The 26,174-nt window shown below is 65.1% G+C and carries 25 protein-coding genes; 12 read left to right on the forward strand and 13 right to left on the reverse strand.

Translation table 11 applies throughout. The annotated features are described in order from the left end of the window. Window positions 1-59 precede the first annotated feature (59 nt). The 9 genes from rpoS to ftsB form a co-directional block, all read right to left on the reverse strand. The gene (gene rpoS / locus DOM32_RS04200) at window positions 60-1,034 is read right to left on the reverse strand and encodes an RNA polymerase sigma factor RpoS (RefSeq protein WP_087717785.1); all 975 of its coding nucleotides are present in this window, start codon (window positions 1,032-1,034) and stop codon (window positions 60-62) included. 251 nt (window positions 1,035-1,285) lie between these two features. Next, window positions 1,286-2,446 (reverse strand): peptidoglycan DD-metalloendopeptidase family protein, encoded by a 1,161-nt coding sequence (locus tag DOM32_RS04205; RefSeq protein WP_071230605.1) that lies wholly within the window; start codon window positions 2,444-2,446, stop codon window positions 1,286-1,288. Between the two features lie 56 nt (window positions 2,447-2,502). Beyond that, entirely contained in the window at window positions 2,503-3,423 is a 921-nt protein-coding gene (locus DOM32_RS04210; protein ID WP_244179799.1) for a DUF368 domain-containing protein, read from the reverse strand. Further along, complete coding sequence (locus DOM32_RS04215) at window positions 3,420-4,055, reverse strand: protein-L-isoaspartate(D-aspartate) O-methyltransferase (RefSeq protein WP_244179800.1); 636 nt, start codon at window positions 4,053-4,055, stop codon at window positions 3,420-3,422. Before DOM32_RS04215 ends, DOM32_RS04210 begins: the two co-directional genes overlap by 4 nt. Before the next feature lie 19 nt (window positions 4,056-4,074). Next, window positions 4,075-4,827, reverse strand: a complete 753-nt coding sequence (gene surE, locus DOM32_RS04220; protein WP_110631576.1) for a 5'/3'-nucleotidase SurE — start codon at window positions 4,825-4,827, stop codon at window positions 4,075-4,077. Between the two features lie 37 nt (window positions 4,828-4,864). Then, on the reverse strand, window positions 4,865-5,926 hold the full coding sequence (gene truD, locus DOM32_RS04225; RefSeq protein ID WP_244179801.1) for a tRNA pseudouridine(13) synthase TruD: 1,062 nt from the start codon (window positions 5,924-5,926) through the stop codon (window positions 4,865-4,867). Then, the gene (ispF, locus tag DOM32_RS04230) at window positions 5,923-6,408 is read right to left on the reverse strand and encodes a 2-C-methyl-D-erythritol 2,4-cyclodiphosphate synthase (protein WP_071230600.1); all 486 of its coding nucleotides are present in this window, start codon (window positions 6,406-6,408) and stop codon (window positions 5,923-5,925) included. The genes truD and ispF overlap by 4 nt, the downstream gene beginning before the upstream one ends. Beyond that, window positions 6,405-7,181: a 2-C-methyl-D-erythritol 4-phosphate cytidylyltransferase gene (gene ispD / locus DOM32_RS04235; protein WP_110631582.1), complete on the reverse strand. Its 777-nt coding sequence runs from the start codon at window positions 7,179-7,181 to the stop codon at window positions 6,405-6,407. Before ispD ends, ispF begins: the two co-directional genes overlap by 4 nt. Continuing rightward, window positions 7,178-7,501, reverse strand: coding sequence for a cell division protein FtsB (ftsB, locus tag DOM32_RS04240; protein ID WP_071230598.1), 324 nt, complete (start codon window positions 7,499-7,501; stop codon window positions 7,178-7,180). The genes ispD and ftsB overlap by 4 nt, the downstream gene beginning before the upstream one ends. Before the next feature lie 163 nt (window positions 7,502-7,664). On the opposite strand from ftsB, the gene DOM32_RS04245 reads away from it, so the two are divergent. Then, a complete protein-coding gene (locus DOM32_RS04245) occupies window positions 7,665-7,994 on the forward strand; it encodes a YqfO family protein (protein ID WP_110631870.1) in 330 nt (109 codons plus the stop codon). 28 nt (window positions 7,995-8,022) lie between these two features. Here the strand turns inward: DOM32_RS04245 and DOM32_RS04250 are convergent, their stop codons facing one another. Continuing rightward, the gene (locus DOM32_RS04250) at window positions 8,023-8,580 is read right to left on the reverse strand and encodes an NUDIX hydrolase (RefSeq protein WP_071230597.1); all 558 of its coding nucleotides are present in this window, start codon (window positions 8,578-8,580) and stop codon (window positions 8,023-8,025) included. A 114-nt stretch (window positions 8,581-8,694) separates the two neighbouring features. Here DOM32_RS04250 and DOM32_RS04255 point away from each other — a divergent pair, with 114 nt between their 5' ends. Then, the gene (locus DOM32_RS04255) at window positions 8,695-9,351 is read left to right on the forward strand and encodes a CoA pyrophosphatase (protein WP_110631585.1); all 657 of its coding nucleotides are present in this window, start codon (window positions 8,695-8,697) and stop codon (window positions 9,349-9,351) included. A gap of 7 nt (window positions 9,352-9,358) precedes the next feature. After that, entirely contained in the window at window positions 9,359-10,024 is a 666-nt protein-coding gene (locus tag DOM32_RS04260) for a 2OG-Fe(II) oxygenase (RefSeq protein ID WP_110631589.1), read from the forward strand. A 15-nt stretch (window positions 10,025-10,039) separates the two neighbouring features. Here the strand turns inward: DOM32_RS04260 and DOM32_RS04265 are convergent, their stop codons facing one another. Further along, window positions 10,040-11,425, reverse strand: coding sequence for an MFS transporter (locus tag DOM32_RS04265; protein ID WP_071230594.1), 1,386 nt, complete (start codon window positions 11,423-11,425; stop codon window positions 10,040-10,042). 487 nt (window positions 11,426-11,912) lie between these two features. Here DOM32_RS04265 and DOM32_RS04270 point away from each other — a divergent pair, with 487 nt between their 5' ends. Continuing rightward, window positions 11,913-13,196 carry an MFS transporter gene (locus tag DOM32_RS04270; protein ID WP_110631592.1) on the forward strand — a complete coding sequence of 428 codons (1,284 nt, stop codon included), beginning with the start codon at window positions 11,913-11,915 and terminating at the stop codon, window positions 13,194-13,196. 12 nt (window positions 13,197-13,208) lie between these two features. Here the strand turns inward: DOM32_RS04270 and DOM32_RS04275 are convergent, their stop codons facing one another. Next, entirely contained in the window at window positions 13,209-14,111 is a 903-nt protein-coding gene (locus DOM32_RS04275; protein WP_071230592.1) for a LysR family transcriptional regulator, read from the reverse strand. A gap of 229 nt (window positions 14,112-14,340) precedes the next feature. On the opposite strand from DOM32_RS04275, the gene DOM32_RS04280 reads away from it, so the two are divergent. From DOM32_RS04280 to DOM32_RS04305, 6 genes are all read left to right on the forward strand, one after another. After that, window positions 14,341-15,876 carry an AbgT family transporter gene (locus DOM32_RS04280; protein ID WP_071230591.1) on the forward strand — a complete coding sequence of 512 codons (1,536 nt, stop codon included), beginning with the start codon at window positions 14,341-14,343 and terminating at the stop codon, window positions 15,874-15,876. 57 nt (window positions 15,877-15,933) lie between these two features. Further along, window positions 15,934-17,280, forward strand: a complete 1,347-nt coding sequence (locus DOM32_RS04285; RefSeq protein WP_071230590.1) for an amidohydrolase — start codon at window positions 15,934-15,936, stop codon at window positions 17,278-17,280. Between the two features lie 14 nt (window positions 17,281-17,294). Next, window positions 17,295-18,770 carry a M20 family metallopeptidase gene (locus tag DOM32_RS04290; protein ID WP_071230589.1) on the forward strand — a complete coding sequence of 492 codons (1,476 nt, stop codon included), beginning with the start codon at window positions 17,295-17,297 and terminating at the stop codon, window positions 18,768-18,770. 325 nt (window positions 18,771-19,095) lie between these two features. After that, window positions 19,096-20,388 (forward strand): 3-dehydroquinate synthase, encoded by a 1,293-nt coding sequence (locus DOM32_RS04295; RefSeq protein WP_244179802.1) that lies wholly within the window; start codon window positions 19,096-19,098, stop codon window positions 20,386-20,388. Then, window positions 20,375-21,559 (forward strand): metabolite traffic protein EboE, encoded by a 1,185-nt coding sequence (gene eboE, locus DOM32_RS04300; RefSeq protein WP_071230588.1) that lies wholly within the window; start codon window positions 20,375-20,377, stop codon window positions 21,557-21,559. The genes DOM32_RS04295 and eboE overlap by 14 nt, the downstream gene beginning before the upstream one ends. 104 nt (window positions 21,560-21,663) lie before the next feature. Beyond that, a complete protein-coding gene (locus DOM32_RS04305) occupies window positions 21,664-22,473 on the forward strand; it encodes a UbiA family prenyltransferase (RefSeq protein WP_208625302.1) in 810 nt (269 codons plus the stop codon). Between the two features lie 118 nt (window positions 22,474-22,591). On the opposite strand, the gene DOM32_RS04310 is transcribed toward DOM32_RS04305, so the two are convergent. Continuing rightward, on the reverse strand, window positions 22,592-24,028 hold the full coding sequence (locus DOM32_RS04310; protein WP_110631595.1) for an alkaline phosphatase family protein: 1,437 nt from the start codon (window positions 24,026-24,028) through the stop codon (window positions 22,592-22,594). Window positions 24,029-24,352: 324 nt separating this feature from the next. Here DOM32_RS04310 and DOM32_RS04315 point away from each other — a divergent pair, with 324 nt between their 5' ends. Further along, window positions 24,353-25,219 carry an EboA domain-containing protein gene (locus tag DOM32_RS04315; RefSeq protein WP_110631598.1) on the forward strand — a complete coding sequence of 289 codons (867 nt, stop codon included), beginning with the start codon at window positions 24,353-24,355 and terminating at the stop codon, window positions 25,217-25,219. Between the two features lies 1 nt (window position 25,220). Further along, the gene (locus tag DOM32_RS04320; RefSeq protein WP_110631601.1) at window positions 25,221-26,156 is read left to right on the forward strand and encodes a TatD family hydrolase; all 936 of its coding nucleotides are present in this window, start codon (window positions 25,221-25,223) and stop codon (window positions 26,154-26,156) included. The last annotated feature ends 18 nt before the right edge of the window (window positions 26,157-26,174 follow it).

A 26,174-nucleotide genomic window follows, 5' to 3' on the forward strand; every position in this document is an offset into this window, starting at 1 on the left:
TCAATAGCATGGCCGGTCTTCACCGGCATTTGCGCATTCGTCATGTTCCCGGAACCGGCCTATTCGAAGATCGAATCCATCGACAGGCCCTGCTTTTCCAGCATCCGGCGCAGCTTCTTGAGCGCCTCGACCTGGATCTGGCGCACGCGCTCGCGCGTCAGGCCGATCTCTTCGCCGACCTCCTCGAGCGTGGCGGCCTCGTGTCCGCGCAGGCCAAAGCGGCGCAGAACGACCTCCCGCTGCTTGTCGCTCAGCTCGACCAGCCATTCGTCGACATGCTGCTTGACGTCGTCGTCGACCAGGTTGGATTCCGGGCCGACCTCGTTCTCGTCCGCCAGCGTGTCGATCAGGGGCTTGTCGCTCTCGGCGCCCATCGGATAGTCGACCGAGGAGACGCGTTCGTTGAGTCCCAGCATGCGTTTGACGGTGCTCACCGGCTTGTCGAGGAACTCGGCGATCTCTTCCGCGGTGGCCTCGTGGTCGAGCTTCTGGGTCAGCTCGCGAGCCGCGCGCAGGTAGATGTTGAGTTCCTTGACAACGTGGATCGGCAGGCGAATCGTGCGCGTCTGGTTCATCAACGCCCGCTCGATGGTCTGGCGAATCCACCAGGTGGCGTAGGTCGAGAAACGGAAACCGCGCTCCGGATCGAACTTCTCGACCGCACGAATCAGGCCCAGGTTGCCTTCTTCGATCAGATCGAGCAGCGACAGTCCGCGGTTGAGATAACGTCGGGCGATCTTGACCACCAGGCGCAGGTTGGACTCGATCATGCGCTGACGCCCCGCCGGATCGCCCTTTTGCGCAAGGCGGCCGTAATGCACTTCTTCTTCGGGCGTCAGTAGCGGTGAAAAGCCGATTTCGTTGAGGTAGATCTGTGTCGCATCGAGACTGTGGTGGTAGGAGTTTTCTTCACGGCTCAACGCTTTCTCGAAAGCGCTTTCATCATCCTTGCGACCCGTGTCGTCGCTATCGACTTCTGCGGTATCGACACCGTCGAGCTCGACATCCTGAATTTCCCGTTCAAGCATGCTCATGTCCACTACCCCCAATCTTGGCTACCTGAGTACCTCGCCATGGCAATCCCGCTCCATGGCGATCGCATGTTCCTTGCCGTTTCGAACTTCCCTAGGGGCCGTTGGATCCGCGCCTCGCCAATCATCTTTTCGAACACCGTCCTCGACGCCGCCTTCCGGGAGGGCTACGTTGAATGCGGATGTACGAATGCGGTCACTGACGTTGGATCCAGAAAGCCCTGTCACAGCGGTCTAGGGCGCCGATCCGAAGATCAGCGCGCAGGCAGGTATTGCAGTGGGTCTTGAGGTTGTCCGTTCACGCGAACTTCGAAATGTAGCTCGACCTGGTCAGCATCCGTCTGCCCCATGGTAGCTATCGTCTCTCCGGCCTCAACGACGTCGTTTTCCTTCACCTTCAACGAGTCGTTGTGTGCGTAAGCGCTCAAGAAGCGATCGTTGTGCTTGAGGATGATGAGGTTGCCATATCCCCGCACGCCATCGCCGGCATACACCACAATCCCTGGTCCGGCTGCTTTGACAGGTTGCCCCTTTTGACCGGCAATATCAATGCCGGGAGTGATGTTCGAATCATCGTCGAACCTGCCAACCACCTGGCCGCTGGCCGGCCACTGCCACGGCACGTTCTCGACCGGTTTGTAGGTCCGGTCCGAACGGTCCGGCGCCCCGCTGGGCTCGCCGGCCACTTCCGTGCCCGCATCGTTGCCGGATGCTGCCTGCGTGCCGCCTGAACTCATGGAAGCAGAAGAGGATGACGATCCCGTGTCAGCGGGTTTCGCAGCGGAACCGGCGTTGCCGGTCTGCCCGGAGCGCGTATCGGTACTGGCCACCGAGGCGCCCTGCGACGATCCCTTGCCAGCGACGTCCCGTGTGCCGTTCTGCGCCGTGACGGGGCCCGGCGCAGAAGACGAGGCATTGCTGCCGGCGGCTTGCCCGCCCTGCGGCGAAGCACTTTGCGCATTGCCCGAACCGGCATTGCCGGCGTCGGTCGTGGCGCCACTTCCTTCCGCGGGCAGCAGCCAGGACGGGTTGTCGACCTGTCCCGTCGCGGATTGAGACGAGCCAGCGCCGCTACCTGAACCGAGCCCCGTTGCGACCACACCGCGGCTGGCCACAGCCTGGCCGCCGCTGACACTGGCACCCGGCTTCAGCCGCAGCTGCTGTCCCGGCTCCAGGCGGTAGGGCGGCGAAATGCCATTGAGCTGGGCCAGGTCGCGAAAATCGACCCGATTCTGCCAGGCGATGCCGTAGATCGTGTCACCGTTCTTGACCGTGTAGGTCGAACTCGGCTCGCTATTGCGGCTGATGGAGAGGTCCTGCACCTGCGGCCGGCCGCTCGAGGACGTGCAGGCACTCAGCCCGACGGCGACAACGGGGAGAAGCCCCAGTAACAGTGCAGTTCGACGCTTGCTCATAGAAAAATTCCTTTTTTCGTGACGGAAAGCGGGCAGAAGGAAATCGAGGCGTCATGTCATGACGATGTCTTCCTGCGCTCTCCAAGGCACATTACCACCACGATGCCGATGATGATCAACACGGCCGCCAGCAGCCACTGGGACGGTTGCCCGGTTACCGCAGTGTAATCCGCAGGCATCAAGTAGTGATAAGCCAGCGCCACCTGCTGGCCATCGGCGCCCAGGCGGTAGCTTGCAATCTGCCTCCAGGGCCAGAGTTGCGGCAGCGAACCCAGGATGAAACCGACGATCGCCATCAGCGTGATCGCATGATAGTGGCGCAGCAGCCAGGACAGCAGACGGGAAAAGGTGAACAGCCCCAGCAGACAGCCGGCGCCGAAGATGGCGATCAGCCCGACATCGAAATTCTTGATGCCGCTCATCACGGTGCCATAAAGCCCCATCACCAGCAGCAGAAAGCTGCCCGAGACGCCCGGCAACAGCATCGCGCTGATGGCGATCGCGCCGGCGACGAACAGGGTGGCATCGCCCGCCCGGCTCATGTCCGGCAGCAGGCTCGGCAAGAGCGCCGCGATCGAGAGCCCAGCCAACACCGGAAGCAGGTAGCGCCAGCGCCAATGACCGACCTGTCGCATGACCGCCCAAGCCGATGCCAGCACCAGGCCGAAGAAGAACGCATTGAGCAGCAGCTCGTGATGCGTCATTAACCAGGTCACCAGATGCGCGATCGTCACCAGGCTGATGCCGATGCCCAGTACCAGCGGCACCAGAAAGCGCAGATTGAGATAGACGGCCAGCCCGGCGAGCCCCTGTCGGCGCCAGACGCCGAGCGCACCGGGGCCGAAGCGCTTGATGGTCTCGATCAGTTCCTCGTAGATCCCCACGACCAGGGCGATGGTGCCGCCCGAGACGCCCGGCACGGCATCCGCCGCTCCCATGCCCATGCCTTTCAATACGGTTTTTGCAATGCGCTTCAACGAATGACTCCCTCAAGCAACGGTACGAAACGCACCTCTTCGAGACGCTGGTGATCGAACGCCTGTCCACGCCGACGCACCCGGGTCAGCCACTGGCGCCCTTCGCGGTCTTCCAGCGGCGCGATCAGTACACCGCCATCCCGCAGCTGGGACAGCAGCGGCTGGGGAAGCTCGCTGGCGCACGCCGTCAGCAGCACGACATCGAACGGCGCCGCCTGCGGCCAGCCCATGGCGCCATCGGCGTGGCGCAAATGGACGTTATGGGCGCCCAGCCGCGCCAGGCGCTGCTGGGCGCGGGACTGCAGCGCCGCGATACGCTCCACGCTCCAGACGCTCTTGACCAGGCGCGACAGGATCAGCGTCTGGTAGCCGGAGCCGGTGCCGATCTCCAGCACCCGCTGCGGTTCGGCCAGCGCGACCAGCTCGCTCATCCGGGCCACGATCCAGGGCTGGGACAGTGTCTGCCCCAAGCCCAGAGGCAGCGAGGTATCCTCGTAGGCGCGATGCGCCAGGGCTTCATCGAGGAACAGGTGACGCGGCTCTGTCGCCATCACCTCCAGCACCTGCGCATGACGAATCCCGCCGGCCGACAGGCGTTCGACCATGCGATTGCGGGTTCGTTGCGACGTCATGCCGACACCGCTCAATTCTTCAGGCGTGTGACAGTCCATCCAGCCAGCCCTGTACGTCGTTCAGCGTTTCATGACGGGTCAGATCGGTTTGCAGCGGCGTGATCGAGACGAAGCCCGCTTCGATCGCCGCAAAATCGGTGTCGGGCGCGTCGTCGGCGTTTTCCGAGACCGCCGCGATCCAGTAGCGGTCGCGCCCGCGCGGATCCTTCATGTGGATCGGCCGCGAGGCCGGGCCGCGATATCCCAGCCGGGTCACCCGGAATCCGCGTATCTCGCTCCACGGCAGATCCGGCACGTTGACGTTGAGCAGGCTGCGCGGCGGCAGCGACAGGTTTTCCGCGGCCCCGACCAGACTGGCGGCCACCCGTCCGGCGGTCTCGAAATGGCGCTGCCCGCAGAGCGAAATGGCCAGCGCCGCCATGCCCAGGTTGCGCCCTTCCATGGCCGCGGCGACGGTGCCCGAGTACAGCACGTCGTCCCCCAGATTGGCGCCATGGTTGATCCCGGAGATCACCAGATCGGGCCTTTCCTCCCAGACCCCGTTGACGCCGAGATAGACGCAGTCCGCCGGCGTGCCGTCGACGCTGTAAAACCCGTTGTCCAGCGCGGTCAACGCCAGTGGCCGCGTCAGTGTCAGCGAGTTGCTGGCGCCGCTCATGTCTCGATCCGGCGCCACGACTCTCAGCCGGGCATGGTTTTCCAGCGCGCCGGCCAGGGCTTTCAATCCCGGAGCATGAACACCGTCGTCATTGGACAACAACAGTCTGCGCATCTTCTTTCCTCCTGGATGATGATCGATACCGGCGGCGTCAGATCAGCGTGGGGTGTCGAAACAGTTCACGAAGCACCGAAGTGGCGAAGGCGCCTCGCGGCAAGGTGAAGGAGAGCCGAACCGCCTCTTCTTCCCTTTCCCACTCGGCCTCCCCGAGCCGCAGCCGCAGTGGCCGCCGGTCGTGCCGCGCCCCGGCCTGGACCAGGCCGTCGCTCAGCTCGGCATGGCCGGTGGCGATGGCCGCTTCCCGCTCGGCCACCTCGCCTTCGCTCTCCAGCCGGCCGACGCCCCACAGCGGCCCGGTGGGGTGCAGGTCGCCGGCCTCGGCGCGGGCCAGCAGGTCTTCGCCGACCTGCGCGCTGGCGAAGCGGCTCGCGGTGCCGTTCAGATTCAGCACGTCGCCGGGCTGCGGGACACACCAGGTGCCGTCGGTGACACGCGCCGACAGCACCTGGTTGAAAAGATAGCTGCGAGCGGTGGAGAGCAGTAACCCCTGGGGATCCTGGCGCTTGCGCCAGCCCCGAGCCAGCAGTTGCCGAGCGCGCTGCAGGTTGCGCCCCGCCGGGCCGAAGCGCTGCGGGCCGAAATAGTTGGGCACGCCCTCGGCCACCAGGCGGTCCCAGCGCGCGCGGGTCTCCGCCGCGTCGATGGCCTCGCCCCGGATTCTCAGATGGAAGCGGTTGGCGCGGTGTACGCCCCGTTTCAGCTTGCGCGGATGCCGCACCGCCTCGAGACAGCGGACGCCGCGTTCGGCCAAACCTGCGTCCCACTCCGCCGGCGGCTCGCGACCGGGCAGCGCCAGCGAGAACCACTGCCGTGTCACCGCGTCGCGATCCTTGAGCCCGCTGAAGCCCACATCCCGTACCGGGATATCGACCGCGCGGGCAAGCAGGCGAGCCAGATCCGGCGTGGTCATCCCGCGCTTCTCCAGCCACAGCCACCAGTGCTCGCCGTGGCCCTCCGGGGCGAAATCGAACTGCTCCTCGACCTGGAAGTCTTCAGGGCGCTGGCGATACTCGCCGGTGGCAGCCGGCACGCCCGCGACATAGCTCCAGTTCGGCGGCCAGGCGTCGGCCGAAGACATCGAGGGTTCGCTCATCGAGCGTCCGCGACCAGCAGTACCACCGCTTCCGCGGCGATGCCTTCACCGCGCCCGGTAAATCCGAGCCGCTCGGTGGTCGTCGCCTTGACGTTGACCGCGCCCAGCTCGACGTCCACGTCGGCGGCGATCGTCTCGCGCATGAGCGGGATCGACTCGGCCATGCGCGGCGCCTGGGCCATCAGCGTGGCATCGAGATTGCCGATCCGATAGCCGGCCTCGCGCACCAGCGCGACGACGTGGCGCAGCAGCGCTCGGCTGTCGGCGCCCTTCCAGGCCGGATCGGTATCCGGAAAGTGCCGACCGATGTCGCCCAGCGCGCAGGCGCCCAGCAGCGCATCGCTGATCGCGTGCAGCAGCACGTCGCCATCGGAGTGGGCGACGAAGCCGCGGTCGAACGGCAGGCGAACCCCGCCGATCATCAGATGATCGCCCTCGCCAAAGCGATGCACGTCGAACCCGTGACCGATCCTGAAACTCATGCTTCCACTCCTTTTTGTCCGCTGACGGCTCCTTGCCCGCTGACGGCTCCTTGCCCGGTGACGGTCGGCGCCGATCCCGACGCGGCTTCCGACTGCACGGCGAGTATGCGCGCCGCCATGGCCAGATCCTCGGGATGCGTGATCTTGAGATTGTCGCGGCTGCCGGCGACCAGTCGCGGCGCCAGCCCCATGGCTTCGATCGCCGAGGCTTCGTCGGTCACCGTCATGCCGGTGGCCAGTGCCGCATCGAGCGCCTGGCGCAGCAGATCGAAGCGGAAAACCTGCGGTGTCAGCGCGTGCCAGAGGCCGTCCCGCGGTTCGGTGTGGCTGATTCGTCCGCGCTCATCGGCGCGCTTCATGGTGTCGGCCGCCGGGGTCGCCAGCAGCGCGCCGATCGCCTCGTCCTCGAGCGCTTCCCGCAGTGCCTGCAGATCCTCGAGCCGCACGCAGGGCCGGGCGGCGTCATGCACCAGTACCCAGTCGTCGTCCGCCGCCAGTTCCACCAGCGTCGCGAGGGCGCGGCCCACCGTATCGGCGCGCTGGTCACCGCCGCCGACACGCTGCCAGTCTTCGAAGGGAACGTCGCGGGGGTCGAAGTATTCGTCGTCGGGATCGAGACACAGCCGCAGCGCGGCTTCGGGGAAGGCCTGATGCAGACGTTCGAGCGTGCGCGCCAGCACGCTCTTGCCCTGCAGCGTCAGATACTGCTTGGGACGGTCGGCCTGCATGCGCTGGCCGCGACCGGCGGCGGGCACGATCAACCACAAGGTCATGGCTGTGCGCCCCCCGTGCTGGCGGCGGGGCCGTTGCCGGGATCGTCGACACCGGTCACCCAGAAGAACTGTTCGTCCTGGCGGACCATGCCGATATCGCTACGCGCCCGCTCCTCGATGGCATCGAGCCCGTTCTTGAGGTCGACGACTTCGGCGGCGAGACGGTCGTTGCGCGCCTCGAGCCTGTCGGTGGTGCCTTCCAGAGCATCGGCGCGCGCCTGGATATCGTTGAATTCCCGGATGCCGCCCTCGCCGAACCACAGCCGGTACTGCATCAGCCCCAGCATGACAACCAATACCACAATGACCCATTTCCACATCGCCAAGGCTTCCGGTCGGCTCGATTCATTTCGGACAGTTCATTCCCGGCAGGGCCCGGCCCTCGGCAAAGGGCGCAGCAGGCCGCTGTCGGAGCGCGGCTCATTATGCCATCATCGCTGCATGCGGCCCACCGCCACGACCGAATCCGGAGCCGACGACCTCATGTACAAACTGGCTTTCTTCGTTCCCGAATCCCACCTGGAGAGCGTCAAGGACGCGGTGTTCGCCAGCGGCGCCGGGCGCATCGGCGATTACGAGGCATGCTGTTTCCAGATCCGTGGCGTGGGCCAGTTCCGGCCGCTCCCCGGCGCCCAGCCTCATATCGGTGACGTCGGTGCGCTGGAAAGCGTCGAGGAGTATCGGGTCGAACTGGTCTGCGAGGATCAGCGGATACGCGCGGCGATCAAGGCGCTGATCGACGCGCATCCCTATGAAGAACCGGCCTACGATGTCTGGCCGCTGAGCGATCCGGATTCCCTGCCCTACGCTTGAGACGGAACCCCGCGGCCCGAGGGTATGCTCAGGCAGAGCCGAGGTAACGCTCCCTCTCCTCCTTGCCGATCTGGCTGAGGTGCAGCTCGAAGGTGCCCCGACGCCGATCATCGAAGAAGTGGCGCAGCGTGCGCTCGATGGTGGGGAAAGCCAGCTCGTCCCAGGGAATCTGCGTTTCCTCGAACAGCTCGACCTCGAGACTCTCCGGCCCGGCGGCGAAATCGCCGTTGAGATCGCCGCGGAAGATCATGTACACCTGATTGATGTGCGGCAGGCTGATCAGGGTATAAAGTGTCGGATCGTCGACGACGGCGCGGGCCTCTTCTCGCGTTTCCCGCAGCGCCGCCTGCTCCACGGTTTCCGCGTTCTCCATGAACCCCGCCGGCAGTGTCCAGAACCCTTTGCGCGGCGCGATGGCACGACGGCACAGCAGGATTCGCTCCCCCGCTACCGGCAGCGTGCCGGCCACGATGCGCGGATTCTGGTAATGGATGGTGTGGCAGGCATCGCACAGGAACCGAGGGCGGTCGTCGCCATCGGGAATCGCGAAACGCACGGTATGGCCGCAGTGGCTACAGTAGTTCATAGGGTCTCGGATGTAGAACGCCTCGCGTGTCGGAGGGTCTCGAGTTCGCAGGAGCCGTCGGGCATCGTCGGCACGCCGGCCCTTTCAGAATCGAAAAGCTAGAGTCGAAACCTCATGTTAGAGAAAGTCCGTGAACGCCTGCAAGCACATCGCCCGCGTCGATTGGATAATGCCCACCCTCAGGCGGCAGTGCTTCTGCCCATCGTCACCCGCCCCGAGCCAACGCTTCTGTTCACCCAGCGCACGGCGCATCTGACCCAGCATGCCGGCCAGGTCGCCTTTCCGGGCGGCAAGCGGGAGCCGGAAGACCGAGATCTGCTCGCCACGGCGCTGCGGGAAACCCACGAGGAGATCGCCCTCGAACCGGGCCTGGTCGAGATCATCGGGCGTCTGAGCGACGTGATCTCGCTCCACGGCCTGCGCGTGACGCCGTTCGTCGGCCTGATCGAGCCGGACCTGCCGCTGAAGGCGGAGCCGGGTGAAATCGCTTCGATCTTCGAGGTTCCCTTGCGCCACTTCATCGATGACCATCGTAGCCATACCGATGTCATTCCGGTCGACGACCAGCCCTGGTACGTACCCAGCTATCTTTTCGAGGACCGCATGATCTGGGGGTTGTCGGCCATGATGCTGGTGGAGTTGCTGGCCGTGGGTTTCGAAAGCGATATCGCGCTGGACCGCAAACCCACGCAAGGGGAGTTGCGCTACCATCCACAGCGCCGACGCCAGACCGCATCACGGTCCGGCCAGCCTGGCAAGATTCTCGAGTGAGAGCTTCATGACACCCAACGACGCCCATCACGCCTTCTGGGACAGCGCCCAGCTCCCCGCCTTGATCGACGGACTGGTGGAACGCGGCTGGTACGTCGGCGAGCGGTTTCTGGCCGCGGAGCTATGCCGGGAACTGCTGGAGGAACTGCAGCTGTTGCATCGGCAGGCGGCGCTTCAGGAAGCGGCCATCGGCCGTGGGGACGAGCGCATGCTGCGGCGCGACATTCGCGGCGACGCCATTCACTGGCTGGATCGGGAAAGCCTGGCGCAGCGACGCTACCTGGCGCTGATGGGCGAACTCCAGCAGCAGATCAACCTCGCGCTCTATGCCGGATTGTTCGAGTTCGAGGCCCACTTTGCCCACTATCCGCCGGGCGCCTTCTACCGCAAGCACTACGACAGCTTTCGCGGCCGGGCCAACCGCGTCATTTCGACCGTGCTCTATCTCAATCCGGACTGGCCGGCCGACGGCGGTGGCGAAATGGCGCTCTATGACGAACACGAGCCCGAGCGCGAGGTCGCCCGCGTACACCCGGAGGCCGGCACCTTCGCCTGCTTTCTCTCCGACCGCATCCCTCATGAGGTGCTGCCGACTCGACAGCCACGCGTCAGCATCGCCGGCTGGTTCCGCCGCAATGCCTCGCTGGGCGGCGTGATCGATCCGGCCCGCTAGTCGGGTCGCCGACGTCTAACGGCTGATGACACTTTCTCGGCTTTTCGCCGTGGCAGTCGCCGGGTCGTCTTCCACGTCGTCGTCTCTATCGCCACCCATGTCATCGGGAAGCGCCGTTTCCACGTCCGGCACCAGCTGCGACAGGTCTTCCTGGTGTTCGTGCTCGATCGCGCCCTGCACCAGTTCGTCGGTCACGCTGAGTTCGGCGCCCACCACCGACTGCTGCGGGTTGGAGGTGAACGGCGCCACCGGGATCGGCGCCGGGCGCCGGCTCCGACGCCAGACGAAGAATGCCACCAGCACCACACCAAGCCCGGCCAGCGCCATGAACAATCCCGCGTTGCCGGTATGCGTCATCAGTGGCGTGATTAGCGGCGGGCTTAGGGTCGCCCCCAACGCATTGATCAGCAGCAGCCCCTGGCTCATGCGGACCAGCGCGCCGGCCGGTGCGCGGTCGGCGGCATGGCTCACCGCCACCGGATAGAGCGCGAACACACCGCCGCCCACCAGAAACAGCACCGCCGCCAGCAGGCCGGGCAGATCCGGCAGCAGCATCACCCCGCCACACAGCACCGCCAGCACGACACCGATCAGAATCAGTACGATCTGGCGGTCATGCCGATCGGACCAGCGCCCGATGGGATACTGCAGCAACATGCCGCCAAGAATCACGATCGCCATCATCTCGCCGATCTGCTGCACTTCGAAGCCATTGCGCTGCAGATAGAGCGGCAGCAGGCTGTAGATGGCCGAGACCGCCAGCCCTGAGCCGAAACAGCCCATCACGCCGGTTGGCGTGACGGTGATCAGCCGCCAGGGCGACAGCGGCTCGGCATGCTCGATCAGCGGCGACACCCGCGGGATCATGCCCAGCGGCAGCACCGACAGCGACGCCAGCATGGCGATGATCATGAATGGCTGGCTGGCGCCGGCATGGTCCGCCACGCCCAGCAGCAGTTGCCCGATCACCCCGGCGCCGTAAAGCGCGATCATGTAGAGCGCCAGCAGCCGGCCACGAACCCGCGTGTCGGCCGCGGTCAGCAACCAGCTTTCGATGACCAGATAGACACCCAGCGTCGCCCACCCGCCGATCAGGCGCAGCGTGAACCACAGCTCGGCGTTGAGCCATAGCCCCTGCAGCAGCACGGTTACCGCGACCAGCGATGCGAAGCAGGCGTAGGCGCGAATGTGGCCGATTCTCAGCAACAGCCGATCGTTCAACAGCGCACCGATCGCCAGACCGATGTAGTACGCGGCGGACACCCAGCCGATGGTGGTGACGGATTCACCGGCGGCGTCCAGACGCAGGGTAATCAACGATGCCAGGAAGCCATTGCCGATACCCAGGATGAAAAGACCGAGTAGCGGTGCCAGCGCCATGGAAAGCAACTGCCGAGACATAAGGCCACGAACCTCGAAAATGCACTTCGAACAAGGCCGGTGCGCAGCAGGCGCGGAGCCGGCGATTCCCAATGGATAGACTAGAACAGGATAAGACGCTCGCGTTGTGACGCCTCTCTCCGGATGACGGTTCGATCCCTCGAAGGCGCGCCAGACACGAGGTCGAGAGCGAGCGAACTATACGCTCGCCCTCGCTCCAAAAGAAGTCGAAAAAACGTCGATGAATACCTCTATTGCGCCACTTTGGGGCAACCGCCCGCTCGGTCATTATCCGGCGTTATCCAAAGCCCTCGTTTGACAAACCGGAACCGCTATCAAGGCGTGTCTGTCCTGAAGAGCGCCTGTCGCGAGAAGATGACTGTCGCGAAACAAGGGGGCCATGCCATCCACCAGCGGCTTTTTGCCACAGGACGGCGTATGCTTGGACTATTCTAGCCATTAGCGTGCTAATTCGCGCCCCGCTCCCCTGCCTCACGACCAGGTCACCATGCCCGCAGACACCACCGACAGTCCCGACAGCCCCGTTTATCGCCAGCCCGGTTTCGCCCCCTTTCTCGCCTCGCGCCTCTGTGCGGTCTTCGCCATGCAGATCCAGGCGATCGTGGTGGCATGGCAGGTCTACGACATTACCCACGACCCGCTGACGCTGGGCTATGTCGGCCTGGCCCAGTTCCTGCCCATGGTGGTGCTGTTGCTGCCGGCCGGCGATGTCGTCGACCGTTTCGACCGCAAGCGAATCCTGCAACTCAGCTGGGCCGCCCAGGCACTCTGCAGTGGATTGCTGATTCTGCTGTCGCTGAAACAGCCCGACTCCGCGGTGCCGTTCTACGCGGTGCTGGTGTTGTTCGGCGCTGCCCGGGCCTTCACCGGGCCGACGCTGCAGAGCCTGCTGCCGCAGATCGTGCCGCGCGATCAACTGGGCAAGGCGATCGCCCTCAACTCCTCGATCATGAAGATCGGCGTGATCGGCGGCCCCATGCTCGGCGGCCTGCTGTACGCCTTCGGCCCGACGCTGACCTACAGCGTCAACCTGGGCTGCTTCCTCGTCGCCCAGCTGGCGCTGGCCGGCGTGCCGGTGCGCTATGCCTTCGAACGTATTCAAACCGACGATACCGCCTGGCAGCGCTTTACCGCCGGCATCCATTACATCCGCAACAAGCCGGTGATTCTCGGCGTCATCTCGCTGGACCTGTTCGCCGTACTGTTCGGCGGCATCGTCGCGCTGCTGCCGGTCTACGCCCATGAAATTCTGCATGTCGGCCCGGAGGGGCTCGGCGCCCTGCGCAGCGCCATCGCCATCGGCGCCTTTCTGATGGGGCTCTATCTCGGCGTGCGCGCCATCAAGCGCCATGCCGGCATGATCATGTTCGCCGCCGTCGCCGTGTTCGGCCTCGCCAACCTGGTCTTCGCGCTCTCCCACTGGTTCTGGCTCTCGTTCGGCGCCCTGCTGATCGCGGGCGCCGCCGACATGATCAGCGTCTACGTCCGCCTGACGCTCTTGCAGCTGGCCACACCGGACGAGATGCGCGGCCGGGTCAACGCCGTCAACATGCTGTTCATCGGCGCCTCCAACGAGCTCGGGGAGTTCGAATCCGGCGTCACCGCGTCGTGGTTCGGCACCGCGCCGGCCGCGGTCATCGGCTCCGTCGGCACGCTGGCGATCGTCGGTCTGTGGATGTGGAGCTTCCCTGTCCTGCGGCGCGCCGACCGCCTCGATGGCGTCGAAGAGGAACCGGTGGAGAGCCCCACGGCGGCCCGCAAGGCGAGCTGATTCGCGAACGGCTCAAGCGCCCCGGCTCTCGAACTCGAACAGCCGCGCCAGCTGCGAGGCCACCGGCGTCAGCGGCACGCCACGGCGTTTGATCATGTGGAAGGTCGCCATCGGTAGCGAATCGTCCAGCGTCAGCTCCACCAGTTCACCCATGCCGTGCTGGGCAGTCATTTCGCTGGCAAAGGCGCCGACCATGTCACTGTGCTGGATCAGATTGAGCGAAGTGGTAAAGGAGTCGCACACCACGCTGACCTGATCACGCGAAAATCCGTGGCGTTCCAGCGTGTCGGCCAGATCGGCGTAGTAGCCGCTGCGCGCGGTGGGCAATACCCAGTCGCAGTCGATCAGTTCGCTGAGTCGCCGCGCCCCGCTCTTTGGATGATCGCGGCGCATGACCACCACGAACGGTTTCGAGAACAGTGGCAACGCCTCCAGGTCGTTGTCGAGCACGCCGCTGGAAACGGTGTTGATCGAAAAATCCAGCTCACCGTCGCGCAGCCCCGCCACCATCGACGACAACTGGCCCTCGATCACGCGCAACTTCACGTTGGGCAGTTCCCGCCGGAAGCGGCCGACCACCTGAGGCAGCAGCGTGCGTGCTACCGTCGCCGAGGCTCCCATCACGATCTGGCCGCGCAGCACGCCGTTCAGCTGTTCGACGTTCTCGCGCGCCCGGCGCAGTTCTTCGAGGATCAGATGGGCGTGCTGTTCGAAGGCGCGCCCGGACTCGGTCAGCGTCACCCCGTGGGAGGTCCGCAGCAGCAGTGCGGCCCCCAGACCCTCTTCCAGTTCCCGAATCGCCTTGGTCAACCCTGGCTGGGAAAGCCCCAGTTCACGCGCCGCCGCACGAATGCTGCCGCGACGCGACACCTCGACGAAAGCGCGAATCTGATGGAGCTTGATCGGATACTGCATGACAACGGACCCCGATGTTCACGATCACCGCAGGTTATCACCAAAAAGTAATCGACATCTTTTGCAGATCTCGAGCCGGTTCTACTGTGTTTTCGGGTCGCAGACAGCGACCCCGCTCGATGCCCAGGTGCCATAACACAACCGACCGCCGGCTCCGAGCAACGCCATAGCGCGACATGACATCCGATCGGCCCAACCGATCCAACAACAATCGATTCAGGAGTGTCCTATGGAAGCGACCGCCTCCCGCGACGCCGCGCGCCCGCGGCTGTCGATCCGGTTGCTGAACGCTATCGAGCGTTTCGGCAATCGCCTCCCCGACCCGTTCATGATCTTCGTGATTCTCGCCCTGGTCGTGCTGATCGCCTCGGCACTGTTCGCCGCTGCGGGTGCCACCGTCGAACACCCCGGCAGCGGGGAAGTGGAAGCGATCCGCAGCCTGGTCTCCGGCGAGGGTATCCGGTTCATTCTCGACTCGATGCTCGACAACTTCACCGGCTTCGCCCCGCTCGGACTGGTGCTGTCGATGATGCTCGGCATTGGCCTGGCCGAGAAACTGGGCCTGCTGGAAACCCTGATCCGTCATACGATCCTGTCGGCGCCGAAGCGCCTGGTGACCTATACCGTCGCGTTCACCGGCATCATGATGAACGTCGCCTCCGACGCCTCGCTGATCCTGCTGCCACCGCTGGCCGCCATGGTCTATCACTCGCTGGGACGCCATCCGATCGCGGGTCTGGCGCTCGGTTTTGCCAGCGCCGGGGCGGGTTTCACCGCCAACCTGCTGATCGTTGGCACCGATGCCCTGCTTTCCGGGATCTCGACCGAAGCGGCACGCATCGTCAGCGGCGACATCACCGTGACCCCGGTGGACAACTGGTACTTCAACTGCGTCTCCGTGTTCGTGCTCACCATCGTGGCCGCCGTCGTCACCGAACGCGTCATCGAACCGCGCCTCGGCACCTATCAGGGCGATGTCGACAAGGTCGAAAACAACGAGCCGGAAAACGCCGGTCGCGGTCTGCGCAATGCCGGCATCGCCGCACTGGTCTACGTCGCCGCCATCGCCACGCTGCTGTTCTGGCCGAACTCGCCGCTGCGCGGTGCGGATGGCAGCCTGATTCCATCACCGTTCCTCAGCGGCATCATCCCCATCATCCTGTTCTTCTTCATCACCGTCAGCGTGACCTGGGGGATCACCGTGGGCCGCATCAAGCGCTCCCGCGACATCTCCGAGAACATGGCCGAGGCGATGCGCGACCTGGGCAGCTATATCGTGCTGATCTTCGCCGCCTCGCAGTTCATCGCCTGGTTCAACTGGTCGCACATCGGCACCTGGATCGCGGTCAACGGCGCCGACCTGCTGACGGCCATGGACTTCACCGGATTCCCGGTCATTCTCTGCTATATCGTCTTCACCGCCTGCATGAACCTGCTGATCTTCAGCGGCTCTGCCAAATGGGCACTGGAAGCACCGGTGTTCGTGCCGATGTTCATGCAGCTCGGCTATCACCCCGCGTTCGTGCAGGTCGCCTACCGCATCGCCGATTCGTCGACCAATATCATTTCGCCGCTCAACCCGTACATGATCGTGGTGCTCACCTTCATCCGGAAATACGACAAGGACGCCGGCCTCGGCACGCTGATGTCACTGATGCTGCCCTACACCCTGGCGTTCCTGAGTATCTGGATCCTGCTGCTGACCGCGTTCTATCTGCTGGGACTGCCTTACGGCCCGGGCATCACGACCTATCTGCCGTCCTGACGAAGGCCCGAACGTGAAAAGACGCAAGACGACAACGAACAGACGGAGAACTTCACCATGAGCACCGTTACCACGCCCGATCTGGAAACCGCGGTCGCAGCCCTGTTGCCGCAGTTGAAGACCTGGCGACGCGATTTCCACCGCCACGCCGAATCGGGCTGGATCGAATTCCGCACCGCCTCGATCGTCGCCGAAGAGTTGGAGCGGCTCGGCTATCGGGTCAGCGTCGGTCGTGACGTGATCGACGCCGACAGCCGCATGGGCGTTCCCGAGCCCGAAGTGCTGGCCCGGGCGCTCGACCGCGCCCGCGACCAGGGCGCCATCGAACGCTGGCTGCCGGCACTCGCCGGCGGTTACACGGGCGTCGTGGCCGAGCTGGATACCGGTCGCCCGGGGCCGACATTCGCCTACCGCGTCGACCTGGACGCGCTCGATCTCGACGAGTCCCGCGACGACGACCACCGCCCCGTCCGCGAGGGATTCGCCTCCTGCAACGACGGCATGATGCACGCCTGCGGCCACGACGGTCACACCACCATCGGTCTCGGCCTGGCACGTCTGTTCGTCGAGCTGAAATCGCAGTTGAGCGGCCGTATCAAGCTGATCTTCCAGCCCGCCGAAGAGGGCGTGCGCGGCGCCAGGTCGATGGTCGAAGCCGGCGTCCTCGACGACGCCGATATCTTCATCGCCACCCATATCGGCACCGGCGTGGCCAAGGGGACCGTCGTCTGCGGTCACAACGGCTATCTCGCCACCACTAAGCTCGACGCCACCTTTACCGGCGTGCCCGCCCATGCCGGCGCCAACCCGGAGGCCGGCAACAATGCGCTGCTGGCCGCCGCCCAGGCGGCACTCGGCCTGCATGCGATTCCGCGTCACAGTGCCGGCGCCTCGCGCATCAATGTCGGCGTGCTCAACGCCGGCAGCGGCCGCAACGTGGTGCCGGCTACCGCGACGCTCAAGCTCGAGACCCGTGGCGAGACCAGCGAGATCAACGACGAGATGCAGCGTCGGGCGCTGGACATGCTGCGCGGCGCGGCAGCGATGCAGGGAGTGAAGATGACCTACTCCCTCGCGGGCGAGGCGCGCAACTGCGAGCCGAGCCCCGAACTGGTCGATTTCATACAGGAGCGGATTGCCGACCTTCCCGGCATCGACAGCGTGATTCCCGTCGAGAATCGCCCTTCCGGCTCCGAGGATGCCACCACCATGATGCAGCGCGTGCGCGAGCGTGGCGGCCTGGCCACCTACATGGTGTTCGGCACCGACCTCGCCGCTGGCCATCATCATCAGCGCTTCGATTTCGACGAGGACGTGCTTCCGCTGGCCATTCGCACCCTGGCGCATCTGGCACTGCAGGCAGACGACGCTGCACTACGCCGCCGACGTACCGAGACGCTTTGAGGAGAGAGAAACCCATGGACGCAACTGCTACCGACACCACGACCCAGCGACTCGACGCCTTGATCGAAGGCAAGCGCGATCGCTTCATCGACTACGCCAACCAGGTATGGGAATACGCCGAAACGCGTTTCGAGGAGGGTCGCTCGGCGTCGACACTGAGCGAAGCGCTGGAAGCCGAAGGGTTTCAGGTCGAACGTGGCATCGCTGGCATCGATACGGCCTTTGTCGCCAGCTACGGCAGCGGCAAGCCGGTCATCGCGCTGCTCGGCGAGTACGACGCCTTGGCCGGACTCAGCCAGCGCGGTGAAGCGAGCGACGCGGAACCGCTGATCCCCGGCGGCAACGGTCATGGCTGCGGGCATAACCTGCTCGGCGTCGCCGCGCTCGCTGCCGCCGTCGGCGTGCGCGACTATCTGGAAGAATGGCGAGCGCAGCAGGGTCTGTCCGGCACGATCCGCTTCTACGGCTGCCCCGGCGAGGAGGGGGGCTCCGGCAAGACCTTCATGGTGCGCGAAGGCGTTTTCGACGATGTCGATGCCGCCCTCACCTGGCACCCGCAGGCCTTCAACGCCATCTTCTCGACCCCGACCCTGGCCAATATCCAGGCCTACTTCCGCTTCAAGGGCACCTCCGCCCACGCCGCCAACTCGCCGCACCTCGGCCGCAGCGCGCTGGATGCGGTGGAACTGATGAACGTCGGCGCCAACTATCTGCGCGAGCATGTGGTGCCGGACGCCCGCTTCCACTACTCGATCACCCGCACCGGCGGCGCTTCGCCGAACGTGGTTCAGGCCGAGGCGGAGGTGCTTTACCTGATGCGCGCGCGACGCATGGCGGATGTCCAGTCGATCTTCGAGCGTATTCAGAAGATCGCCGAGGGCGCGGCGCTGATGACCGGCACCGAGGTCGAGATGGTGTTCGACAAGGCATGCTCCGGATATCGTCCGAACCGCACGCTGGAAAGCGTGATGCAGGCCCGGTTCGAGGCGTTCGGCCCGCCATGTCACGATGCGGAAGAAAAGGCCTACGCCGAACGAATCAAGGCGACCGTCAGCGAGGACGACCTGCGCACGACCTACGCCAATATCGTCAGCGCCGGCGGAGAGGCCGCCGAAGCGTACGTCGACGGGCTCGCCGACAAGGCGCTGGTCGAGGATCTCGCGCCGTACAGCGCCAGCGAAGCACTGATGTACGGCTCCACCGATGTCGGTGACGTGAGCTGGGTGGTGCCGACGGCCCAGTGCTACGTCAACTGCTTCGCGCTGGGCACGCCACTGCACACCTGGCAGGTAGTCGCGCAGGGACGCAGTTCGCTGGGCCACAAGGGCATGCTGCAGGCGGCCAAGGTGATGGCCGGCACCGCCGTCGCGCTACTGGAAAATCCCGCCATCCTGGCCCGGGCGCGCGAGGAATTGAACGCCGCCACACGCCGGGAACCCTATCGCTGCCCGATTCCCGCCGATGTCACTCCGTCGCCGCTGAAAGGGTGATCGCGAGAAAAACCGACGCGCGAGATCGCCGTTAAACCCCAGGCGGCGCAAGGAGTTAGCGCCGCCTTTTTTTCACCATCGCCGACGTTGCGATCTACCATCGCAGACGCTGTGATCTATCACGGCGGACGTTTTGATGAGTACCGACACGTCCAAAAACCCCATACGCTGCTAATACTTCGTAGCAGAAGAACCATTCTTGTCGCCTGCCCCACGAAACCCCGAAGCTAACCCCGTAAAACCCAGGCCAAGGCCAAGCGCGACCGCCCCCTAATGAAGCGGTCCGCCTTTTTGTTTTCGGACCCCTTACGCAGGCGATAACTTCATGAACCGGCCCGCTTTATCGTTTTCGATCGATGGCAATGTCGCTATCGACCCTCCGCCTTTCGCGATGCAACCGAAGCCAGTACGGCAACTCGACACCTCGCAAATCTCGTCATCGTCAGAAGTCCATTGGCAGCGATTTTCCGTCGCTTACGATTATCCCATCGCGTTTACCCGAGAGATCTTTTCTCCCGACAACCCTCTGCTGGCCGACGCCATCTCGCGCAAGGAACCGCGCAAGACTCATCGTTGCCTGATCTACGTCGACGCCGGCATCGCCGCTACCTGGCCGGATCTGACAACGCGGATCAACGCCTACTTCGCCGCCCATGCCAGCCGCATGACCCTGCTCGCAGCGCCGATCACCGTACCCGGCGGGGAAGCGATCAAGGCCGACCTCGAGACGGTCAACGGCGTGCTGGAAGACATCCGGCACTACGGCGTCGATCGCCACGCCTATGTCATCGTCATCGGCGGCGGTGCGGTGCTGGATGCGCTCGGTCTCGCGGCCGCCATGGGGCATCGCGGCGTGCGCCTGATCCGGCTACCGACCACCGTGCTGTCCCAGAACGACAGCGGCGTCGGGGTCAAGAACGCCGTCAATTTCCGGGGTTGCAAGAACTTCATCGGCACCTTCGCCCCGCCGTGGGCCGTGCTCAACGACTTCGACTTCCTGTGCACGCTTTCGCGCCGCGACCGGCTCGCCGGCATTGCCGAGGCGATCAAGGTGGCGCTGATCCGCGATGGCGCCTTCTTCGACTGGCTCGAGGCCAACGCCGATTCGCTGGCCGAGTTCGATCCACGCACCGAGGAGATCATGATCCGCCGCAGCGCCGAGCTGCACATGCAGCAAATCGCTCGCGGTGGCGATCCGTTCGAACAGGGTTCGTCGCGCCCGCTGGACTACGGCCACTGGTCGGCACACAAGCTCGAGGCGCTGACTCACCACGGCATCAGCCACGGTGAAGCCGTCGCCATCGGTATCGCGCTCGATGCCCGCTATTCCGTGCTCAAGGGGCTGCTGCCCGCCGGCGCCGAATGGCGCGTGGTGTGGCTGTTGAAGCGCCTGGGCCTGCCGGTCTTCCATGCCCAGTTGCTGGAGATCGGTGACGATGGCCAGCCTGCCATCCTGGCGGGCCTCAGGGAGTTCCAGGAACATCTCGGCGGCGAACTGACGATCACGCTGCTGGCCGGCCTGGGCCGTGGACACGATGTTCACAGGATCGATGACACCATGATGACAGCCGCGATCGACTGGCTGCGCGAAGAGGCGAACCGCCATGCAGCTGCCTGACGATCTGGGTCAACTGACCTACTGTCTCAACATCCACCCGACCCAGACCTGGGAAGCGGTGCGCGGCGCCCTGCTCGGGCCGGTCAAGCGCGTGCGGGATGCCCTCTCTCCCGACGCGACCTTCGGCGTGGGGCTGCGCCTTTCCGCCCAGGCGCTGGAGGAGCTTCGCGCCCCCGATGCCCGCGCCGAACTCAAGGAGATCCTGGCGCGGGAGAACTATCGCGTGGTGACCATGAACGGCTTCCCGTTCGGCCCCTTCCACGGCATTCCGGTCAAGCAGAACGTCTACCAGCCCGACTGGAAACAGCGGGCCCGGCTGGACTACACCTGCTGGCTGGCCGACCTGCTGGCGGAACTCGGCGTCGCCGGCGATACCGTGAGCCTGAGCACCGTCCCCGGCACCTACAAGCCGCTGGCCGAGGGAGCCGAGGCCCAGATGGCCGACAATCTGCTCAAGGCCGTCTCCCACTGCGTCGAGCTCGCGCGCCGGACCCGGGTGACCATCACCATCGCCCTGGAACCCGAGCCCCACTGCTTCCTGGAGACCATCGAGGAAACCTTGGCGTTCTTCCACGACTGGCTCTATTCCGATGCTGCCGCCGGCCGCTTGAGCGAGCTCAGCGGGCTGTCGATCGACGAGGCGAAACAGGCGCTGCCGCGGCATCTGGGCGTCTGCTACGACGTGTGCCACGCGGCGGTGGAATTCGAGGACCCGGCCGCCAGCATCGAAGCCCTGCGCACGGCCGGCATTCCCATCCACAAGCTGCAGCTGAGCGCGGCGCTGCGGATCCCGAAATTCGACGCCGCGAAGCGAGAGGCGCTGGCGCCGTTCTGCGAACGGACCTATCTGCATCAGGTCGTGGTCGCCAGCGAAAGCGGACTGGTGCGATACGCGGACCTGCCCGAGGCGCTGGCTGACGAGGCCCGCATCGACGGCGAGGAGTGGCGGATTCATTACCACGTGCCGATCTTCGTGGAGGCGATCCCGCCGTTCGAGACCACGCAGTCGTTTCTCGCCGACATTCTCGCCCTTCATCGTCAGCAACCGATTTCGCAGCATCTGGAAGTGGAGACCTACACATGGCAGGTATTACCGGAGACTCTACGCACCGAGAGCGTGGAGAAGGCGGTGGCGCGGGAGCTGACCTGGGTCAAGCAGCAGCTGATCTGAGACCGGCCGGTGCGATAACAGCGGACTCGACGACACTGCGTTCGAAAACCAGCGTCTGGCTGGAGCTAGGGCGGGTTTCCAATCTCCCCACGGTCTGGAGCAACGTGCTGGCCGGCGCCGTGCTGGCCGGCGCAAGCGCCGGCGCGCTCTGGCAGTCCACCACCGCCCTGCCGTTGTTGCTGGCTCTGACGCTGTTCTATCTCGGCGGCATGTATCTCAATGACGCCTGCGATGCCGAGATCGATGCCCGCGAGCGCGCCGATCGCCCAATCCCGCGAGGGGACGTCGACCGCCTGACCGTCGCACTGCTGGGAGCCGGGATGCTCGCGCTGGGGAGCCTGCTGCTGTTCATGAGCCATCTCTCCGCCGGGCTGACAGGGCTGGCACTGATCGCCGCGATCCTGAGCTATGACTGGTGGCACAAGCGCATCGGCTGGAGCCCGCTGCTGATGGGGGCGTGCCGTCTGCTGACCTACCTGACCGCGGCGCTGGTCGTCACCAATACGCTCAACGACATGGTGGTCTGGGGGGCGATCGGCCTTGCCTGCCATGTCATCGGCCTGACCTACGCCGCTCGCCAGGAGGCCTACGACCGGCTGGGCGCGGCCTGGCCGCTCGGTGTGCTGGCCGTGCCGGTCGTGTTCATGCTGGCCACCATGCTGACCGGACCCGAACCCTCGCTGCTTGCCCTGGCGCTGTGGCTGGGCTATCTGGCCTGGGGAGCGCGCTGCCTGATGTGGCTGTTCCGCCGGGCGCCGGGAGACGTGCCTCGCGCCGTCGTGGGTCTGATCGCCGCCATTTCGCTCTATGACGCCACGCTGATGGCGGCCATGGGCTCGACCGCCATGGCATGGCTGGGAGTGCTGGCCTTCGCTGCGACGCTGGCGCTGCAACGGGTGACTTCCGGGACCTGAGGTCGGGCGCGGTCGGCGTCACTATTCCGAAGTGAACAAGGCCGGGCAGACANNTGTCTGCCCGGCCTTTCTGTCATGCGTCATTCCACGTCAGGATTCGGCGTGGCGTACACTCGTCTCAGGCGCTGGTGACATCGGTAGCGGTCTGGCGTGACGCCATGTCGATCTCGTCGCCCTCGAACACATGCGCCAGTACCAGCGCCTTGAAGTCCGTCGCGTCGACCGCGCCGTCGGGCAGTAGGCCCGCTTCCGACGAGATCACCAGCGGCCCCATGGCGGGATCGTCGGTCAACCGGCCGTGGGCGCCCTTGACCAGCGCCGTGTCCTTGAGCGAGATGACATCCAGCAACTGGCGCATGCCCAGCTTGCGCTTGGCCAGACGCCACCCGGCCGACAGCTTGGGCGACTTCAGCGCCGGGTCGAAGAACAGCTCCACCGGGTCGTATCCCGGCTTGCGATGAATGTCGACGGTGCGCGCGTAATCCGGCGCCCGGGCGTCGTCCAGCCAGTAGTAGTAGCTGAACCAGCGATCCGGCTCGGCAATCGCCACCAGCTCTCCCGAGTTGGGGTGATCGAGCCCGTGCTCGCGTTTCTCGCGATCGCCCCAGACCGCTTCCACCCCCTTCAGCCCTTCGAGCACTGCCCGGACCTTCGGAATCTCTTCGGGATCGCGGACGTAGACGTGCGCCACCTGATGATCGGCCACCGCAAAGGCCCGCGACGCGCCGGCATCGAGCTGTTCGCGCTCCTTCTCCCGGCGCACCGCGACCAGGCCCGCCCTGCGCAGGGCGCGATTGATGTGGATGGCGTCACGCACCGGCGTGATTCCGTACTCGGACACCACGATGACCCGTCGTCCTTCCCGCTCGGCCGCGTCGATCAGTTCGCCGCACAGGGCATCGACATCGCGGAGATCGCGCTGCAGTTCGGGGTGTGACAGATCCGGCCCCAGCCGCTGGAGGTTGTAGTCCAGATGCGGCAGGTAGGTCAGCGTCAGCGTCGGATCGCGGGTTTCCATGACATGGCGCGTGGCATCGCTGATCCAGCGACTCGAGGAGATGTCCGCCATCGGCCCCCAGAAGGTGAACAGCGGAAACGTGCCCAAGCGCTCGTCGAGTTCGTCGTGCAGCGCCGGCGGATAGGTGTAATGTTCGGGCAGCTTGCGACCGTCGGCGGGATACATCGGCCGGGGTGTCGCGCTCCAGTCCGCCGTCGAATACATGTTGTACCACCAGAACATCTTGGCGCAGGTAAAGTCGGGATTCTTCCGCTTGCCGGCTTCCCAGATCTTCTCCCCCGCCACCAGCCGATTGGACTGGCGCCAGAACCACACTTCGGACAGATCGCGAAAATACCAGCCGTTGGCCACGGCGCCATGCCCGCTTGGCGGCAGGCCGGTCATCAGCGTCGCCTGAACGCTGCAGGTCACCGCAGGTGTCACGGTATTGAGCGGCCTCGATCCGCCACGCTCGGCGAGACGTTTAAGGGCCGGCGTATGCTTGCCGACCAGTTGGGGGGTCAGCCCCACCACCAGAATGACGAGAGTCTTATTCATGATTTCTGCCTGCCGATTCAGCCATGGATACCAACCGTCACGAGACGATCGAAACGATATGTAAAGGCTGCATATCAGCTGGGAAGGCGCCAGACAATCGGCACGAGTTCCGACACGCCATTTTGAGGCGTTATCAGGAAAAAAGCGGTGGTATTGCCGACTCTAAGGATCAGAAATACCGATTTTAAAGAACCAGAAAACCCACGCCAAAAAAGGAAATCATCTTCGAATGACGGGCCTTCAATTGGCCAGATAATTGAGCTTGGGGATTGTTTTATCCAGCCGATAGAGTAACGCCAACGACAATCGTATCGGGACGCTTACATGACCGTTACATGCTTCGAACTTCTCCGCGACTGGATCTGCCGCCAGGCGCCCGATCAGGCCAATTGGCTGGATGACCGCTATGCCGCGTTCAGCCGGGGCGCCAACGAGCAGGATCTCCATCTCTTCCTCGGCCTGGCGCCGAGACGACTGGGCAAGCAGGACCTGATGCTGTCGCCGGCGGATCTGGCGCTGGCGAACCAGGCCTATCCCGGCTGGAACCCTGCGGGCTGGAGCCTCGACGGCGCGGCCCGCGTCGCCGCCCTGCTCGCGTTCGAGGGCCCGCGCCCGTTCGCCGCCATGTTCCAGGATCTGGTCAGAACCGCCGATGCCCGCGAACTGGTCACGCTGTATCGGGGTCTGGCGCTCTATCCCCAGCCGGAATCACTCGAATTCGAAGTGGGCGAAGGGCTGCGCTCCAACATGCGGGCGGTGTTCGAGTCCATCGTTCATCACAACCCCTATCCGCGCGATCACTTCGACGAACATCGCTGGAACCACATGGTGCTCAAGGCGCTGTTCATCGGCAGCGGGCTGGGCGCCATCGTCGGCCTCGACGAGCGCGCCAATGCCGAGCTGGCGAGAATCCTGCTCGACTACGCCCAGGAGCGCTGGGCCGCGGGGCGTCAGGTCAGCCCGGAGCTGTGGCGCTGCGTCGGCCCGTTCGCGGAGCGGGTTTCGGCCTACGCGGCCCTGCAGCGCGCGCTGGCGGGAACCCCGACGGAACGCGGCGCCGCCACCCTGGCGTTGATCGCCGCCGATACCCCCGCCGCCCGAGATCTGCTGTCGACGGCACCGGACACCGCCGCGCTGGCGGCAGACGGCCGCCTCGACTGGAACCACCTTACCCTCCAAGAGGCCGCCTGAGATGTTCATCGATCCCCACGCCCACATGGTGTCCCGTACCACCGACGACTACGAGGCCATGGCCGCGGCCGGCATCGTGGCGCTGGTCGAACCGGCCTTCTGGGTCGGCCAGCCGCGCACCTTCGTCGGCACGTATGTGGACTATCTCTCGTCGCTGGTCGGCTGGGAGCGCTTCCGCGCCGGGCAGTTCGGCATTCGCCACTACTGCACCATCGGCCTCAACTCCAAGGAGGCCAATAACGAAGCGCTGGCGGAAGGCGTCATGGAGTGGCTGCCGCGCTTTGCCATGAAGGAAGGCGTCGTCGCCATCGGCGAGATCGGCTACGACGAGCAGACACCGCTGGAAGACAAGTATTTCCGTGCCCAGTTGACGCTGGCCAGAGAGCTCGGGCTGCCGGTGATGGTGCACACGCCGCATCGCGACAAGAAGCGCGGCACCTCGCGCTCGATGGACGTGTGCGAAGAGATGGGGCTGGATCCTTCCTGGGTGGTGATCGACCACAACAACGAGGAGACGGTTCGCGAAACGCTGGACCGGGGCTACTGGGCCGGCTTTTCGATCTACCCGTCGACCAAGATGGGCAACGCGCGCATGGTCGAACTGCTCAGGCAGTACGGCGGCGACCGCATCATCGTCGACAGCGCCTGCGACTGGGGGATTTCCGACTGCCTGGGCGTGCCCAAGACCGCACGGCTGGCGCTCGAATCCGGCATCGCCGAATCCGTGGTGCGCCAGGTCACCTACGAAAACGCGCTCACCGTCTACGGCAAGAGCGGCCAGATGCAGGCCTCCGACTGGCTGAATCCACCGCCCATCGACCAGCGCACCCTGTTCGAGGGCAATTCGATCCTGCGTGGCGGCCGCGATCCCCTGGTCGAGACGCCGGTCCGGCATCGATGCGACAGCCTGCACGGCGACGATCTGCTGATCGAGTAGCGCCCGCGACCTCGAGCC

It is taken from the genome of Salinicola salarius, assembly GCF_003206135.1.
Classification (GTDB): Bacteria; Pseudomonadota; Gammaproteobacteria; order Pseudomonadales; family Halomonadaceae; genus Salinicola; species Salinicola salarius.

What these genes read in the sequence shown, in the direction of transcription:
- DOM32_RS04290 (WP_071230589.1), top strand. Translation starts at nt 17,295, where the DNA reads ATGGACGCAACTGCTACCGACACCACGACCCAGCGACTCGACGCCTTG.
- DOM32_RS04275 (WP_071230592.1), bottom strand. Translation starts at nt 14,111, where the DNA reads ATGCAGTATCCGATCAAGCTCCATCAGATTCGCGCTTTCGTCGAGGTG.
- DOM32_RS04315 (WP_110631598.1), top strand. Translation starts at nt 24,353, where the DNA reads ATGACCGTTACATGCTTCGAACTTCTCCGCGACTGGATCTGCCGCCAG.
- ftsB (WP_071230598.1), bottom strand. Translation starts at nt 7,501, where the DNA reads ATGTGGAAATGGGTCATTGTGGTATTGGTTGTCATGCTGGGGCTGATG.
- truD (WP_244179801.1), bottom strand. Translation starts at nt 5,926, where the DNA reads ATGAGCGAACCCTCGATGTCTTCGGCCGACGCCTGGCCGCCGAACTGG.
- DOM32_RS04205 (WP_071230605.1), bottom strand. Translation starts at nt 2,446, where the DNA reads ATGAGCAAGCGTCGAACTGCACTGTTACTGGGGCTTCTCCCCGTTGTC.
- ispF (WP_071230600.1), bottom strand. Translation starts at nt 6,408, where the DNA reads ATGAGTTTCAGGATCGGTCACGGGTTCGACGTGCATCGCTTTGGCGAG.
- rpoS (WP_087717785.1), bottom strand. Translation starts at nt 1,034, where the DNA reads ATGAGCATGCTTGAACGGGAAATTCAGGATGTCGAGCTCGACGGTGTC.
- ispD (WP_110631582.1), bottom strand. Translation starts at nt 7,181, where the DNA reads ATGACCTTGTGGTTGATCGTGCCCGCCGCCGGTCGCGGCCAGCGCATG.
- DOM32_RS04285 (WP_071230590.1), top strand. Translation starts at nt 15,934, where the DNA reads ATGAGCACCGTTACCACGCCCGATCTGGAAACCGCGGTCGCAGCCCTG.
- eboE (WP_071230588.1), top strand. Translation starts at nt 20,375, where the DNA reads ATGCAGCTGCCTGACGATCTGGGTCAACTGACCTACTGTCTCAACATC.
- DOM32_RS04250 (WP_071230597.1), bottom strand. Translation starts at nt 8,580, where the DNA reads ATGAACTACTGTAGCCACTGCGGCCATACCGTGCGTTTCGCGATTCCC.
- DOM32_RS04255 (WP_110631585.1), top strand. Translation starts at nt 8,695, where the DNA reads ATGTTAGAGAAAGTCCGTGAACGCCTGCAAGCACATCGCCCGCGTCGA.
- DOM32_RS04270 (WP_110631592.1), top strand. Translation starts at nt 11,913, where the DNA reads ATGCCCGCAGACACCACCGACAGTCCCGACAGCCCCGTTTATCGCCAG.
- DOM32_RS04265 (WP_071230594.1), bottom strand. Translation starts at nt 11,425, where the DNA reads ATGTCTCGGCAGTTGCTTTCCATGGCGCTGGCACCGCTACTCGGTCTT.
- DOM32_RS04295 (WP_244179802.1), top strand. Translation starts at nt 19,096, where the DNA reads ATGAACCGGCCCGCTTTATCGTTTTCGATCGATGGCAATGTCGCTATC.
- DOM32_RS04280 (WP_071230591.1), top strand. Translation starts at nt 14,341, where the DNA reads ATGGAAGCGACCGCCTCCCGCGACGCCGCGCGCCCGCGGCTGTCGATC.
- DOM32_RS04310 (WP_110631595.1), bottom strand. Translation starts at nt 24,028, where the DNA reads ATGAATAAGACTCTCGTCATTCTGGTGGTGGGGCTGACCCCCCAACTG.
- DOM32_RS04320 (WP_110631601.1), top strand. Translation starts at nt 25,221, where the DNA reads ATGTTCATCGATCCCCACGCCCACATGGTGTCCCGTACCACCGACGAC.
- DOM32_RS04245 (WP_110631870.1), top strand. Translation starts at nt 7,665, where the DNA reads ATGTACAAACTGGCTTTCTTCGTTCCCGAATCCCACCTGGAGAGCGTC.
- DOM32_RS04215 (WP_244179800.1), bottom strand. Translation starts at nt 4,055, where the DNA reads ATGACGTCGCAACGAACCCGCAATCGCATGGTCGAACGCCTGTCGGCC.
- DOM32_RS04260 (WP_110631589.1), top strand. Translation starts at nt 9,359, where the DNA reads ATGACACCCAACGACGCCCATCACGCCTTCTGGGACAGCGCCCAGCTC.
- surE (WP_110631576.1), bottom strand. Translation starts at nt 4,827, where the DNA reads ATGCGCAGACTGTTGTTGTCCAATGACGACGGTGTTCATGCTCCGGGA.